11 protein-coding genes and 1 riboswitch are annotated in these 13,763 nt (G+C 61.3%); of the genes, 8 read left to right on the top strand and 3 right to left on the bottom strand.

From position 1 onward, the window contains the following. Positions 1-53 precede the first annotated feature (53 nt). The 5 genes from ribBA (at position 54) to ACZZZ4_RS24385 (ending at position 5,401) form a co-directional block, all read left to right on the top strand. Entirely contained in the window at positions 54-1,163 is a 1,110-nt protein-coding gene (ribBA, locus tag ACZZZ4_RS24365) for a bifunctional 3,4-dihydroxy-2-butanone-4-phosphate synthase/GTP cyclohydrolase II (RefSeq protein WP_039763890.1), read from the top strand. Positions 1,164-1,482: 319 nt separating this feature from the next. Then, positions 1,483-2,508, top strand: a complete 1,026-nt coding sequence (locus tag ACZZZ4_RS24370) for an ABC transporter substrate-binding protein (protein ID WP_039763888.1) — start codon at positions 1,483-1,485, stop codon at positions 2,506-2,508. Further along, positions 2,505-3,413 carry an ABC transporter permease gene (locus ACZZZ4_RS24375; RefSeq protein ID WP_310409446.1) on the top strand — a complete coding sequence of 303 codons (909 nt, stop codon included), beginning with the start codon at positions 2,505-2,507 and terminating at the stop codon, positions 3,411-3,413. The genes ACZZZ4_RS24370 and ACZZZ4_RS24375 overlap by 4 nt, the downstream gene beginning before the upstream one ends. 6 nt (positions 3,414-3,419) lie before the next feature. Continuing rightward, the gene (locus tag ACZZZ4_RS24380; protein WP_007918021.1) at positions 3,420-4,229 is read left to right on the top strand and encodes an ABC transporter permease; all 810 of its coding nucleotides are present in this window, start codon (positions 3,420-3,422) and stop codon (positions 4,227-4,229) included. A 17-nt stretch (positions 4,230-4,246) separates the two neighbouring features. Further along, positions 4,247-5,401 carry an ABC transporter ATP-binding protein gene (locus ACZZZ4_RS24385; protein WP_463549011.1) on the top strand — a complete coding sequence of 385 codons (1,155 nt, stop codon included), beginning with the start codon at positions 4,247-4,249 and terminating at the stop codon, positions 5,399-5,401. Between the two features lie 125 nt (positions 5,402-5,526). Here ACZZZ4_RS24385 and map read toward each other — a convergent pair whose 3' ends face one another. Both map and ACZZZ4_RS24395 read right to left on the bottom strand, forming a co-directional pair. Further along, on the bottom strand, positions 5,527-6,318 hold the full coding sequence (map, locus tag ACZZZ4_RS24390; protein ID WP_310409380.1) for a type I methionyl aminopeptidase: 792 nt from the start codon (positions 6,316-6,318) through the stop codon (positions 5,527-5,529). Then, positions 6,315-6,542 (bottom strand): ParD-like family protein, encoded by a 228-nt coding sequence (locus ACZZZ4_RS24395; protein WP_007918027.1) that lies wholly within the window; start codon positions 6,540-6,542, stop codon positions 6,315-6,317. The genes map and ACZZZ4_RS24395 overlap by 4 nt, the downstream gene beginning before the upstream one ends. Before the next feature lie 120 nt (positions 6,543-6,662). Then, a riboswitch (cobalamin riboswitch) is annotated at positions 6,663-6,856 on the top strand. Positions 6,857-6,993: 137 nt separating this feature from the next. On the opposite strand from ACZZZ4_RS24395, the gene ACZZZ4_RS24400 reads away from it, so the two are divergent. From ACZZZ4_RS24400 to ACZZZ4_RS24410, 3 genes are read left to right on the top strand one after another with little or no spacing between them, the layout of a single operon-like run. After that, the gene (locus ACZZZ4_RS24400) at positions 6,994-8,007 is read left to right on the top strand and encodes an ABC transporter substrate-binding protein (protein ID WP_463549012.1); all 1,014 of its coding nucleotides are present in this window, start codon (positions 6,994-6,996) and stop codon (positions 8,005-8,007) included. Beyond that, positions 8,004-9,020: a FecCD family ABC transporter permease gene (locus ACZZZ4_RS24405; RefSeq protein ID WP_463549013.1), complete on the top strand. Its 1,017-nt coding sequence runs from the start codon at positions 8,004-8,006 to the stop codon at positions 9,018-9,020. Before ACZZZ4_RS24400 ends, ACZZZ4_RS24405 begins: the two co-directional genes overlap by 4 nt. Further along, the gene (locus ACZZZ4_RS24410) at positions 9,017-9,781 is read left to right on the top strand and encodes an ABC transporter ATP-binding protein (protein ID WP_463549014.1); all 765 of its coding nucleotides are present in this window, start codon (positions 9,017-9,019) and stop codon (positions 9,779-9,781) included. The genes ACZZZ4_RS24405 and ACZZZ4_RS24410 overlap by 4 nt, the downstream gene beginning before the upstream one ends. A 1,624-nt stretch (positions 9,782-11,405) precedes the next feature. Here ACZZZ4_RS24410 and metE read toward each other — a convergent pair. Then, a complete protein-coding gene (gene metE / locus ACZZZ4_RS24415) occupies positions 11,406-13,694 on the bottom strand; it encodes a 5-methyltetrahydropteroyltriglutamate--homocysteine S-methyltransferase (RefSeq protein ID WP_463549015.1) in 2,289 nt (762 codons plus the stop codon). Positions 13,695-13,763 lie beyond the last annotated feature (69 nt).

A 13,763-nucleotide genomic window follows, 5' to 3' on the forward strand; every position in this document is an offset into this window, starting at 1 on the left:
GATTTTGTATTATGGTATACCAATATATTTCCAACGAACCCTGAGAGTCCAGCATGGCCTTCAACAGCATCGAAGAAATCATCGAAGATTATCGCCTCGGCAAAATGGTCCTGCTGGTCGATGACGAAGACCGCGAGAACGAAGGCGACCTGCTGCTGGCCGCAGACCGCTGCACGCCGGAGGCTATCAGCTTCATGGCCCGCGAGGCACGCGGGCTGATCTGCCTGACCCTGACCGATGAACATTGTCAGCGCCTGGGTCTGGAGCAAATGGTGCCTGCCAACGGCAGTGTATTCAGCACTGCATTTACCGTGTCGATCGAAGCGGCAGTTGGCGTGACCACCGGCATTTCCGCGGCAGACCGGGCCTGCACCGTTGCCGCTGCCGTCGCGCCGAATGCCCGCGCCGAAGACCTGGTGCAGCCCGGCCACATCTTCCCGCTGCGCGCCAAGGAAGGTGGCGTGCTCACCCGCGCCGGGCACACCGAGGCCGGTTGCGATCTGGCGCGCCTGGCCGGTTTCACCCCGGCCTCGGTCATCGTTGAAGTCATGAACGACGACGGCACCATGGCCCGCCGTCCGGATCTGGAGCAGTTCGCGCGCAAGCACGGGATCAAGATCGGCACCATTGCTGATCTGATCCACTACCGCCTGAGCACCGAGCACACCATCGAACGCATCGGTGAACGAGAGCTGCCGACGGTGCATGGCACCTTCCGTTTGATCACTTTCGAAGATCGCATCGAGGGCGGCGTGCACATGGCGATGGTCATGGGCGACCTGCGCCGTGAAGAGCCGACACTGGTGCGCGTGCATGTGATCGATCCGCTGCGCGATCTGGTCGGTGCCGAGTACAGCGGACCGACGAACTGGACGCTGTGGGCGGCGCTGCAACGGGTCGCGGCGGAAGGTCATGGGGTTGTGGTCGTGCTGGCCAACCATGAGTCGTCGCAGGCGTTGCTCGAGCGCGTGCCGCAGCTGACCCAGCCGCCACGGCAGTTCAGCCGCTCGCAGTCACGAATTTACTCCGAGGTCGGGACGGGGGCGCAGATTCTGCAGAACCTTGGGGTGGGCAAGCTGCGCCACCTTGGCCCACCGCTGAAATATGCCGGGTTGACCGGGTATGACCTTGAGGTGGTTGAAAGCATTCCCTTCAGCGAATAACCCACTTGAAACAACATTCTCTGTGGGAGGGGCTTGCTCCCGAAGGCGTCCTGTCAGGTGACATCAGTGTTGATTGACCCGACGCATTCGCGAGCAAGCCCGCTCCCACAAGGGATCCGCGCTTCAAATCAAATTCTGTCGAACGACAAAAAGCTTATCCGCCAGATAACCGGTAAGGCAAAGTGCTTGCACAAAGTTTGGAATACCATAATATGATATTCCATAGACCGGACGAACCGAAAAACCGTCCAGCTACTGCTCCCGACAGGCGGGCAACAACGCAAGGCCCGCTCAAAAACACAACAATGAGGGCGTGAACATGGTGTTGAACAAAGCTGCAACCGCGATCTTTTTCGCGGGACTGCTCAGCGTTACCGGCCAGGCTGCAATGGCTGCCGAAAGCGTGAATTTTGTCAGCTGGGGCGGTAGCACCCAGGATGCGCAGAAACAGGCCTGGGCCGATCCGTTCAGCAAGGCCAGCGGCATCACCGTCGTTCAAGACGGGCCGACCGACTACGGCAAACTCAAGGCCATGGTCGAAAGCGGCAACGTGCAGTGGGACGTGGTCGATGTCGAAGCCGATTTTGCCCTGCGCGCCGCCGCCGAAGGCCTGCTCGAACCCCTCGACTTCAAAGTGATCCAGCGCGACAAGATCGATCCGCGCTTCGTCAACGATCACGGCGTCGGTTCGTTCTTCTTCTCCTTTGTCCTCGGCTACAACGAAGGCAAGCTCGGCGCCAACAAGCCGCAGGACTGGAGCGCGCTGTTCGACACCAAGACCTACCCGGGCAAACGCGCCCTGTACAAATGGCCAAGCCCCGGCGTGCTCGAACTGGCGCTGCTGGCCGACGGCGTTGCGGCTGACAAGCTCTACCCGCTGGATCTTGATCGCGCCTTCAAGAAACTCGACACCATCAAGAAAGACATCGTCTGGTGGGGCGGCGGCGCGCAGTCGCAGCAACTGCTGGCGTCCGGCGAAGCGAGCATGGGCCAGTTCTGGAACGGTCGCGTGCACGCCTTGCAGGAAGACGGCGCACCGGTGGGCGTGAGCTGGAAACAGAACCTGGTCATGGCCGACATTCTGGTCATTCCAAAAGGCTCGAAAAACAAGGACGCGGCGATGAAGTTCCTCGCCAATGCCAGCAGCGCCAAAGGCCAGGCCGACTTCTCCAACCTGACCGCCTACGCGCCGGTCAACCTCGACAGTGTGGAGCGTCTGGATTCGACGCTGGCGCCCAACCTGCCGACGGCTTACGCCAAGGATCAGATCACCCTTGATTTCGCTTACTGGGCCAAGAACGGTCCGGCTATCGCGACACGGTGGAACGAATGGCTGGTCAAATGAAAATCGCGGCCACTGCGCCCCGTCCCTCCACGGCCACCGGGAGCGCCCCTGGCGCTGCCGGTTCGGCCCTCAAGCAACGCTGGCGCGGCGCCGGCAACCTCGTCCCGGCGCTGCTGTTCCTCGGCCTGTTCTTTCTGGCGCCGTTGATTGGCCTGCTGCTGCGCGGTGTGCTGGAACCTGTGCCTGGCCTTGGCAACTACGAACAACTGTTCGCCAACTCGGCCTATGCGCGAGTACTGCTCAACACCTTTTCGGTGGCCGGGCTGGTGACGTTGTTCAGTCTGCTGCTGGGCTTTCCGCTGGCCTGGGCGATCACCTTGGTGCCGCGCGGCTGGGGGCGCTGGATCCTCAACATCGTCCTGCTGTCGATGTGGACCAGCCTGCTCGCCCGCACTTATTCTTGGCTGGTGCTGCTGCAAGCCTCGGGCGTGATTAACAAGGCCTTGATGGCGATGGGCATCATCGATCAACCGCTGGAGATGGTGCACAACCTCACCGGCGTGGTGATCGGCATGAGTTACATCATGATCCCGTTCATCGTGCTGCCGTTGCAGGCGACCATGCAGGCTATCGACCCGATGATCCTGCAGGCCGGCTCGATCTGCGGCGCCAGCCCGTGGACCAACTTCTTCCGGGTGTTCCTGCCGCTGTGCCGGCCGGGCCTGGCCTCAGGGGGTTTGATGGTGTTCGTGATGTCGCTCGGTTACTACGTCACCCCCGCTTTGCTGGGCGGGGCGCAGAACATGATGCTGCCGGAGTTCATCATTCAGCAGGTGCAATCGTTCCTCAACTGGGGCCTGGCCAGTGCCGGCGCCGCGTTGTTGATCGCAATCACCTTGGTGCTGTTCTACTTCTACCTGAAGCTTCAACCGGAATCCCCGGTTGGCGCCAGTAACGCGAGGTAAGCCGACATGCTCCTGACCCCCAATGCCATGAGCCGACGCATGCGTTTCGGCCTCTACGCCACGACTGGGCTGATCGGTCTGTTCCTGCTGTTACCGATCGTGTTCATCGTGCTGCTGTCGTTCGGCTCCTCGCAGTGGCTGGTGTTCCCGCCACCGGGCTGGACGCTGAAATGGTACGGCCAGTTCTTCTCCAACCCCGACTGGATGAACGCCGCTGCGGCCAGCCTCAAGGTTGCCGTGCTGACCACGATCTGCGCCGTGGCCCTCGGTTTGCCGACCGCGTTTGCGCTGGTGCGCGGGCGCTTTCCCGGTCGCGAGATGCTCTACGGCCTGTTCACCCTGCCGATGATCGTGCCGCTGGTGATCATCGCCGTGGCGGTATACGCGCTGTTCCTCAAGCTCGGTTATACCGGGACGATGTTCGCTTTCGTGGTCAGCCATGTGATCGTCGCGCTGCCGTTCACCATCATCTCGATCATCAACTCGCTGAAGCTGTTCGATCAGTCGATTGAAGACGCGGCGGTGATCTGTGGTGCCTCGCGTTTGCAAGCGGTGTTCAAGGTGACATTTCCGGCGATCCGTCCGGGCATGGTCGCCGGCGCCCTCTTCGCCTTTCTCGTTTCGTGGGACGAAGTGGTGCTCAGCGTGATGATGGCCAGCCCGACCCTGCAAACCCTTCCCGTGAAAATGTGGACCACCCTGCGCCAGGACCTGACCCCGGTGATCGCCGTCGCTTCGACGCTGCTGATCGGCCTGTCGGTATTGGTCATGGTGATCGCCGCCGCCCTGCGCCGGCGCAATGAAATCAGCGCCTGAGCGCCCAGGAGTACGACATGAGTGCCGTGATCAAAGACGCATCCCAGCAGAACGACAAACCCCTGGTCAGTCTGCGCAACCTGAACAAGCATTACGGCGATTTCGCTGCCGTCGACAATATCTCGCTGGACATCAAGGACGGTGAATTCCTCACCTTCCTCGGCTCCAGCGGCTCGGGCAAAAGCACCACGCTGTCGATGCTCGCCGGGTTCGAAACCCCGAGCAGCGGCGAGATCCTCGTCAACGGCCAGTCGCTGGTCAACGTGCCGCCGCACAAGCGCGACATCGGCATGGTCTTCCAGCGCTATTCGCTGTTCCCGCATCTGTCGGTGCGCGACAACATCGCCTTCCCTCTGGCCATTCGCAAACTGGCGACGGCCGAGCGCGAAAAACGCGTCGATGCGATGTTGAAGCTGGTGCAGCTGGAACAGTTCGCCCATCGCCGCCCTTCGCAACTCTCTGGTGGTCAGCAACAACGTGTCGCCATCGCCCGGGCGCTGGTTTACGAGCCGCGCATTCTGTTGATGGACGAACCACTCGGTGCGCTGGATAAAAAACTGCGCGAAGACCTGCAAGACGAACTGCGCCAACTGCACCGGCGCCTGGGCATCACCATCGTTTACGTGACGCACGACCAGGAAGAAGCCATGCGTCTGTCCCAGCGCATCGCAATTTTCAGCCACGGCAAGATTGTCGGTCTCGGCAGCGGTTACGACCTTTATCAGAACCCGCCGAATGCGTTTGTTGCGTCGTTTCTGGGTAACTCGAACTTCCTCAAACTCAAGGCGCAGAGCAATGCAGCGGCGAGTTTCGAGGGGCAGTCGTTGTCGATTCGGCTGACGGCGGGATTGCACACCGATCAGGATGTGCTGCTGATGGTGCGCCCGGAAAAAGCCTTGGCGCTGAGCACGCAGCAGGCGCTCGATGAGCCGTTGGCGGCGGGCTGGAATGAGGTGTCGGCGAATGTTGTGGAGGTGCTGTTTCTCGGTGAAAGCCAGACGTGCAGCGTGGTGACGGCGGGCGGGACGTCGATGACGGTGAAAGCGCTGTCGGCCGCCGGCATGCCACTCAAGGCTGGGGATCCGGTGCGGGTGCGCTGGGCGACGGCGGATGCGTGTGTTTATACCGAGTGGACGGAGAGCGACCTGAACAAAGCAGCGGGTGCTCACTAAAACCCAATCCAGTGAAATTCCCCGTGGGAGCGAGCTTGCTCGCGAAGAGGCCGTGTCAGTCACCATTAATGTTGAATGACGCACCGCATTCGCGAGCAAGCTCGCTCCCACAGGTTCGGTATTGTTCAATGAATCGGGGAATACCCTTCAACCTCATCCGGCCAAGCCGTCAGCACTTCAAACCCGCTCTCCGTCACCGCCACCATATGCTCCCACTGTGCCGACAACGAGCCATCCTTGGTCAGCACGGTCCAGCCATCCGGCATGTTCTTCACATGGCGCTTGCCGGCATTGAGCATCGGCTCCACGGTGAAAATCATCCCGGCCTTGAGCTTCAGCCCTTGATTGGGGAAGCCGTAATGCAGGATCTGCGGCTCATCGTGATAGACCTTGCCGATGCCGTGACCGCAGTACTCGCGCACTACACTGAAGCCCTCCGCCTCCGCCAGGCTCTGGATCGCATGACCGATATCCCCCAGCGTTGCGCCCGGTTTGACTGCGCGAATGCCCGCGCACATCGCATCGTAAGTGGTCTTGATCAAGTGCTGCGCCTCGGGGCTCGCCTCACCCACGACATACATGCGGCTGGTATCACCGAACCAGCCGTCCTTGATCACGGCGATGTCGAGGTTGACGATATCACCATCCTTCAATGGCGTACCCGATGGAATCCCGTGGCACACCACGTCATTGACCGATGCGCAGACGGTTTTCGGAAAACCGTGATACCCGACGTTCGCCGGCACGGCTTTCTGCACATTGACGATGTAGTCGTTGCACAGCCGATCCAGTTCATCGGTGGTCACGCCGGCCTTCACATGCGGCACCAGCATCGCCAGCACTTCGGCGGCGAGTTTGCCGGCGGCGCGGGATTTTTCGATGTCGGCCGGCGTGTTGATTTTGATCTGGTTTCTCATGCGCTGACGGCTTCCTGGGTCAGTTGTTGCAGATCCAGTCCGCCGTTCTGTTCGGCGCGGATCAGCAGGCGGCAAATGGCGCTGTGGTCGAGGTTGGGATGCAGCTCGGCGAGCATGCCGATGCGCATCCAGTGCTCGGCCTGCGCGTTGATCGAGCGGCTGAGGGCGTTGCTGGAGATACGCAGGTTCTCGTGCATGTCCTCTGAAATCTTTACGATGCCCATATATGAATCCGATACGATGTGTATATGGATCGTATATTAATCAGTGCATACGGGAGATTGCAATGCCGACGACAAAATCGACGCTGTGGCAGATTCGCCTCCCCCTCCACCGCGCAAATCGACTACCATGCCGCCGCCGGTTTCCACACGGAATTAATAGGGAATCCGAAATGCTTGCACAGCATCAATCGGAACTGCCCCCGCAACTGTAGGTGCCGAGCCTGCTCCTTGACTGCCACTGGGTGAAACCCGGGAAGGCCGGAGCATGGCGACGACGCACCAGTCAGGAGACCTGCCGGCACAATGACGACTAACCGGCGGGGTGTCCGGGAAGGACATCGTGCCGTGCGCGTTTTCCCCGTGCCGGCCTTGCGCAGTTTCCACGACCGCGCCCGAGGTGTGTTTCCAACCGTACCCGCCCTCCCCGTACGGTTCCCCTGGAGACTGCCCCATGCTGCTGCCCCGCGTTGCTACCCTGCTCACCGGTCTGAGCCTCTGTGCCTTGGCGCAAGCGGCGCCGACTGCGTATCCGCTGACCATCGAAAACTGCGGCAGCAGCCTGACCTTTCAGCACGCGCCCGCGCGTACGGTGACCATCGGCCAGGCCGGTACGGAAATGCTTTATGCCTTGGGCCTGGGCGACAAAGTCGTCGGCACCTCGTTGTGGTTCAACGACGTGCTGGGCACATACAACGCGCAGAACGACAGGGTCGAGCGCCTCGCCGACAACGAGCCGAGTTTCGAAGCGGTGATCGGCAAACGTCCGGAGCTGGTTGCGGTGGAGCTGGAATGGATGGTCGGCCCGCAAGGCGCGGTCGGCACCCGCGAGCAGTTTCATGAACTGAAGATTCCGACCTATCTGCTGCCCTCCGATTGCGAAGCCAAGGACAACCTCGTCGGCTCGGACGGCACGCGGCTGGCGCCGTTTCGCATCGACAGCATCTACAAAGGCGTGAGCCAACTGGCAGCGATTTTCGATGTGCAGGCGCGTGGCGAACAGCTCAATGAGCAGCTCAAAGCCAGCCTCGCACAGTCGATCGCCACGGCGAAAAAACAGCAACGCAAAGACGTCAGCGCCCTGGTCTGGTTCTCCAGCGCCGAGATGGACATCGAGCCGTTCGTGGCTGGGCACAAAGGCGTTCCCGACTTCATGCTCAGCACCCTCGGCGTGCGCAACGTCGTCGAGTCGGATGAAGAATGGCCAACCGTCGGCTGGGAAACCATCGCCAAGGCCAAGCCGACATTTCTGGTGATCGCGCGCATGGATCGTCGGCGTTTCCCGGCGGACGACTATCAGAAGAAACTCGCCTTCCTGCGCAGCGATCCGGTGACGCGCAACATGGACGCGGTGAAGCACAATCGCATCATCATCCTCGACGCCATGGCCATGCAGGCCAGCCTGCGTACCTTCAATGGCCTCGCACAACTGGCCAGCGCCATCAACGGCTACGACCTGTCGCAATGAGCAGACGCCTGATCCGTTTGCTGCTGGTGCTGTTGACGCTGTCGGTTGCGCTGACCGGCGGCGTGGCCATTGGTGAGACTTCGATCGAGCCGAGCGTGGTGTTGCAGGTGCTGGCCAACAAGCTGTGGGGCGCCGGCTATGTGCTCGACCCGATCGACGAAGGCATTGTCTGGAATTACCGCCTGACCCGCGCCCTGGTCGCTGCGGCGTGCGGTGCCGGGCTGGCGACCTGTGGCGTAATCCTGCAATCGCTGCTGCGCAATCCGTTGGCCGATCCGTATCTGCTGGGCATTTCTGCGGGGGCCTCGACCGGCGCGGTGATGGTCGCCCTGCTCGGCGTCGGTGCCGGGGCGATTTCATTGTCGGTCGGTGCCTTTGCCGGTGCGGTGACGGCGTTCGTGCTGGTGATCCTGTTGGCGCGGGTCAGCGGCTCGGCCAGCGGCACGGGGCAGATCATTCTGGCCGGGATTGCCGGTTCGCAATTGTTCAATGCCCTCACCGCGTTTCTGATCACCCGCTCGGCCAGTTCGGAACAGGCGCGCGGGATCATGTTCTGGCTGCTCGGCAATCTCGGCGGCGTGCGCTGGCCGTCGGTGTGGCTGGCGGTCCCAGTGGCCTTGCTCGGGCTGGTCGTTTGCCTGCGGCACCGGCGGGCGCTGGATGCGTTTACCTTTGGCGCGGACTCAGCAGCCTCGCTCGGCATTCCAGTGCGACGCGTGCAAATTCTGTTGATCGGCTGCGCCGCGCTGGTGACGGCGGTGATGGTGTCGATCGTCGGCTCGATCGGCTTTGTCGGCCTGGTGATTCCCCACGCAGCGCGGTTGTTGCTCGGCACGGGGCATGCGCGTCTGCTGCCCGCCAGTGCACTGGGCGGCGCGGTGTTTCTGATTGCCGCCGATGTGCTGTCGCGCACCCTGATCAAGGGGCAGGTGATTCCGGTCGGTGTGATCACCGCGCTGGTCGGCGCGCCGGTGTTCGCGCTGATTCTGGTAGGCCGGAGATCGGCGCGATGAACACCGTTCTGAGTTGTGCGGGTGTGGGCTTTAAGGTGCGCGGTGCCGAGTTGCTCAACGGTGTCAGCCTCGACGTTCAGCGCGGCGAGACCTTGGGCATTGTCGGGCCGAACGGTTCGGGGAAATCCACGTTGCTCAAATTGCTCGCCGGGCTGCGTGAACCGAGCGTGGGCCAAGTGCAACTCCACGGTCGGGTGCTGGGCAAGATGTCACGGCGCAGCATCGCGCAGACACTCGCGGTGGTTGAGCAACAGGCCGATACCGACGATGGCATTCGCGTGTTCGACGCGGTGGCGCTGGGGCGGACGCCGTGGTTGTCGGCACTACAACCGTGGTCCCCCGCCGATGATGCGATCGTCGAGCAAGCGCTGGTTGACGTCGACGCCGTGCACCTGCGCAACCGACTCTGGCGCAGCCTCTCCGGCGGCGAACGCCAACGCGTGCACATCGCCCGCGCTCTGGCACAACGCCCACAGATCCTGCTGCTCGACGAACCGGCCAACCACCTCGACATCCAGCATCAGTTGAGCATTCTGCAAGTAGTCCGCGCACTGCCGGTGACGACGTTGATCGCCTTGCACGATCTCAATCAGGCACTCAAGTGCGATCGCCTGGCGGTGCTGGAGCGCGGGCGTCTGGCGGCATTGGGCGAGCCGTTGCACGTGCTGACGCCGGAGCGGTTGCAGACGACTTTCGGAGTCAGGGCGCACTACCTGACGGACCCGTTCGATGGTGCGCCGATATTGCGTTTCCTTGCTTGATGCATGTGTAGCTGAGAGACCGCCTTCGCGAGCAAGCCCGCTCCCACATGAGATTTGTGGAGTTGCCGGGATTCTTTAGTACAACCGAAATCCTGTGGGAGTGAGCTTGCTCACGAAGGCGGCAGGTCGGGCGATTTATTTGTGGCTGACACACTGCTTTCGCGAGCAAGCTCGCTCCCACATTGGATTTGTGGGTTGTCGGGGATGGCGGGTGTAGCGCGAAATCCTGTGGGAGTGGGCTTGCTCACGAAGGCGGCAGGTCGGGCGATTTATTTGTGGCTGACATTCCGCTTTCGCGAGCAAGCTCGCTTTCCACAGTGGACTTGTGGGTTGCCGGGGATCGCGGGTGTAGCGCGAAATCCTGTGGGAGTGGGCTTGCTCACGAAGGTGGCAGGCCGGGCATTTTATCGGTGGCTGACACGCCGCCTTCGCGAGCAAGCTCGCTCCCACATTGGTTTTGTGGGTTGCCGGGGATCGCGGGTGTAGCGCGAAATTCTGTGGGAGTGGGCTTGCTCACGAAGGCGGCAGGTCGGGCGATTTATTTGTGGCTGACAGACCGCTTTCGCGAGCAAGCTCGCTCCCACAATGGATTTGTGGGTTGCCGGGGATCGCGGGTGTAGCGCGAAATCCTGTGGGAGTGAGCTTGCTCACGAAGGTGGCAGGTCAGGCAATTTATCTTTGGCTGACAGACCGCTTTCGCGAGCAGGCTCGCTCCCACAGTGGATTTGTGGGTTGGCGCGGATGGCAGGTGTAGCGCGAAATTCTGTGGGAGTGGGCTTGCTCACGAAGGCGGCAGGTCGGGCGATTTATTTGTGGCTGACAGACCGCTTTCGCGAGCAAGCTCGCTCCCACAATGGATTTGTGGGTTGCCGGGAATCGGGGTGTAGCGCGAAATCCTGTGGGAGTGGGCTTGCTCACGAAGGCGGCAGGTGAGGCAATTTATTTGTGGCTGACACACCGCTTTCGCGAGCAGGCTCGCTCCCACATTGGTTTTGTGGGTTGCCGGGGATCGCGGGTGTAGCGCGTAATCTGGTGGGAGTGAGCTTGCTCACGAAGGCGGCAGGTCAGGCAATTTATTTGTGGCTGACAGACTGCTTTCGCGAGCAGGCTCGCTCCCACATTGGATTTGTGGGTTGCCGGGGATCGCGGGTGTAGCGCGTGATCTGGTGGGAGTGGGCTTGCTCACGAAGGCGGCAGGTCGGGCGATTTATATGTGGCTGACAGACCGCTTTCGCGAGCAGGCTCGCTACCACATTGGATTTGTGGGTTGTCGGGGATGGCGGGTGTAGCGCGAAATCCTGTGGGAGTGAGCTTGCTCACGAAGGCGGCAGGTCGGGCGATTTATTTGTGGCTGACACACCGCTTTCGCGAGCAAGCTCGCTCCCACATTGGTTTTGTGGGTTGCCGGGGATCGCGGGTGTAGCGCGAAATCCTGTGGGAGTGGGCTTGCTCACGAAGGCGGCAGGTCGGGCGATTTATTTGTGGCTGACAGACCGCCTTCGCGAGCAGGCTCGCTCCCACAGTGGTTTTGTGGGTTGCCGGGGATGGCGGGTGTAGCGCGAAATCCTGTGGGAGTGAGCTTGCTCGCTCCCACAGGGATTATGTATTCCAGGGCGGTAATGGATCAGGCCCAGTCTTTGCGCAGTTGTCGTGCGGCGTTGACCATGTGCACCAACGCCGCTTCGGTCTCTGGCCAGCTTCGGGTTTTCAACCCGCAATCCGGATTGACCCACAGCCGCTCGACCGGAATACGCTGCGCCGCCTTGCGCAGCAAGCCAACCATTTCCGTCACATCGGGAATCCGTGGCGAGTGAATATCGTAGACGCCCGGGCCGATGTCGTTCGGGTAGGCGAACGCTTCGAAAGCCTCAAGCAGTTCCATGTCCGACCGTGAGGTTTCGATGGTGATGACATCGGCATCCATCGCCGCGATCGACTCGATCACATCGTTGAATTCGCTGTAGCACATGTGCGTATGGATTTGGGTTTCATCGCGCACGCCGGAGGCGCACAGGCGGAAAGCTTCGCTTGCCCATTCCAGATACGCCGGCCACTGCGCCCGGCGTAACGGCAAGCCTTCGCGGAACGCCGCTTCGTCGATCTGCACGATTTTGATTCCTGCCGCTTCCAGATCATTCACTTCGTCACGAATGGCCAGCGCCAGTTGTCGAGCCTGCACCTCGCGGCTGGCGTCTTCGCGGGCGAACGACCACATCAGCATGGTCACCGGGCCGGTCAGCATGCCTTTCATGACTTTGTTGGTCAGACCTTGGGCGTAGCGAATCCACTCGACCGTCATCGCTTGCGGGCGGCTGAGGTCGCCGAAGATTACCGCCGGTTTGACGCAACGAGAACCGTAGCTCTGCACCCAGCCAAAGCGGGTAAATGCGTAGCCGTCGAGTTGCTCGGCGAAGTATTCGACCATGTCGTTGCGCTCGGCTTCACCGTGCACCAGCACATCGAGGCCGAGGCGTTGTTGAATTTCTACAGCGTGGCGAATTTCCGTATGCATCGCATCGGTGTAATCGGCCGCGCTGAGCTTGCCTTGCTTGTGGGCCTGACGCGCCAGTCGGATCGCCGCCGTTTGCGGAAACGAACCAATAGTGGTGGTCGGAAACAGCGGTAAATCGAGTTTGCCGCGCTGTTTGGCGATGCGCTGGGCAAACGGCGATTGGCGTTGCGCATCCCTGGCAGTGATCGCCGCAACCCGCGCTTCCACCGCCGGCTTGTGAATACGCGGCGAGGCGGCGCGGCTGGTTTGTACCGAGCGGCTTTGCGCCAGGGCGCGCAACACCTGCGGCGCTTCCGGCTCGCTGACCGCTTGAGCGAGCACGGCGACCTCTTCGCACTTCTGCACGGCAAATGCCAGCCAACTTTTCAGTTCGGCATCGAGCTGGTCTTCTCGGCCCAGATCAACCGGGCTGTGCAGCAACGAGCAGGACGGCGCCACCCACAAACGGTCACCCAGACGCTCATGGGCATGGCGCAGCGTCACCAGCGCGTTTTGCAGATCGCAGCGCCAGACGTTGCGGCCGTTGACCACACCCAGCGACAGCACTTTATAGGCCGGCAGACGATCCAGAATGGTCGGGTACTGATCCGGCGCGCGCACCAGATCGATGTGCAGGCCATCGACCGGCAGGTTCGCCGCCAGGCCGAGGTTTTCTTCCAGACCACCGAAGTACGTAGCAAGCAGTTTTTTCAGCGGGTCGCGCTGGATCTGGTTGTAGGCGCGCTCGAAGGCATTCTTCCAGTCCTGAGGCAGATCGAGCACCAGAATCGGCTCGTCGATCTGCACCCACTCCACGCCCAATGCTGCCAGTCGCGCGAAGATCTGGCCGTACAGCGGCAGCAGGCGATCAAGCAAATCGAGCTTGTCGAAATCGGTGCCTTTGGTTTTGCCCAGCCACAGATAGGTTAGCGGGCCGATGATCACCGGTTTGACGTTGTGCCCCAGCGCACGGGCCTCTTCTGTTTCCTCAAACAGCTGCTCCCAACCCAGCTGAAATTGTTGATCGACGCTGAATTCCGGTACGAGGTAGTGATAGTTGGTGTCGAACCACTTGGTCATTTCCTGAGCGTGGCCACCGCCGCAGCAGCCGTTGCTGACACCCCGGGCCATGCTGAACAGCGTCTGCAGCGTGGCTTTGCCGTCATGCGGGCGGAAGCGTTCGGGGATCACGCCGAACATCAGCGAGTGCGTGAGCACCTGGTCGTACCAAGCGAAATCGCCGACCGGCAGCAAGTCGATGCCAGCGTTTTTCTGCAAGTTCCAATGGGCCTTGCGCAGCGCACGCCCGACGTCACGCAAGCCCGCCTCATTCAGTTCTCCTTTCCAGAACGCCTCTTGCGCTTTCTTCAGTTCGCGGTCGCGACCGATGCGCGGAAATCCAAGGGAATGGGCCAGTGCCATGACAAAAAACTCCAGATGCTTATTCGATGGCAGCCATTGTCGGGATCCGATCCTAATGAAACAAACTCA

The organism is Pseudomonas sp. AC252, from assembly GCF_979258105.1.

Coding starts and splice junctions, on each gene's coding strand:
- ribBA (WP_039763890.1), top strand. CDS start 54: ATGGCCTTCAACAGCATCGAAGAAATCATCGAAGATTATCGCCTCGGC.
- ACZZZ4_RS24370 (WP_039763888.1), top strand. CDS start 1,483: ATGGTGTTGAACAAAGCTGCAACCGCGATCTTTTTCGCGGGACTGCTC.
- ACZZZ4_RS24375 (WP_310409446.1), top strand. CDS start 2,505: ATGAAAATCGCGGCCACTGCGCCCCGTCCCTCCACGGCCACCGGGAGC.
- ACZZZ4_RS24380 (WP_007918021.1), top strand. CDS start 3,420: ATGCTCCTGACCCCCAATGCCATGAGCCGACGCATGCGTTTCGGCCTC.
- ACZZZ4_RS24385 (WP_463549011.1), top strand. CDS start 4,247: ATGAGTGCCGTGATCAAAGACGCATCCCAGCAGAACGACAAACCCCTG.
- map (WP_310409380.1), bottom strand. CDS start 6,318: ATGAGAAACCAGATCAAAATCAACACGCCGGCCGACATCGAAAAATCC.
- ACZZZ4_RS24395 (WP_007918027.1), bottom strand. CDS start 6,542: ATGGGCATCGTAAAGATTTCAGAGGACATGCACGAGAACCTGCGTATC.
- ACZZZ4_RS24400 (WP_463549012.1), top strand. CDS start 6,994: ATGCTGCTGCCCCGCGTTGCTACCCTGCTCACCGGTCTGAGCCTCTGT.
- ACZZZ4_RS24405 (WP_463549013.1), top strand. CDS start 8,004: ATGAGCAGACGCCTGATCCGTTTGCTGCTGGTGCTGTTGACGCTGTCG.
- ACZZZ4_RS24410 (WP_463549014.1), top strand. CDS start 9,017: ATGAACACCGTTCTGAGTTGTGCGGGTGTGGGCTTTAAGGTGCGCGGT.
- metE (WP_463549015.1), bottom strand. CDS start 13,694: ATGGCACTGGCCCATTCCCTTGGATTTCCGCGCATCGGTCGCGACCGC.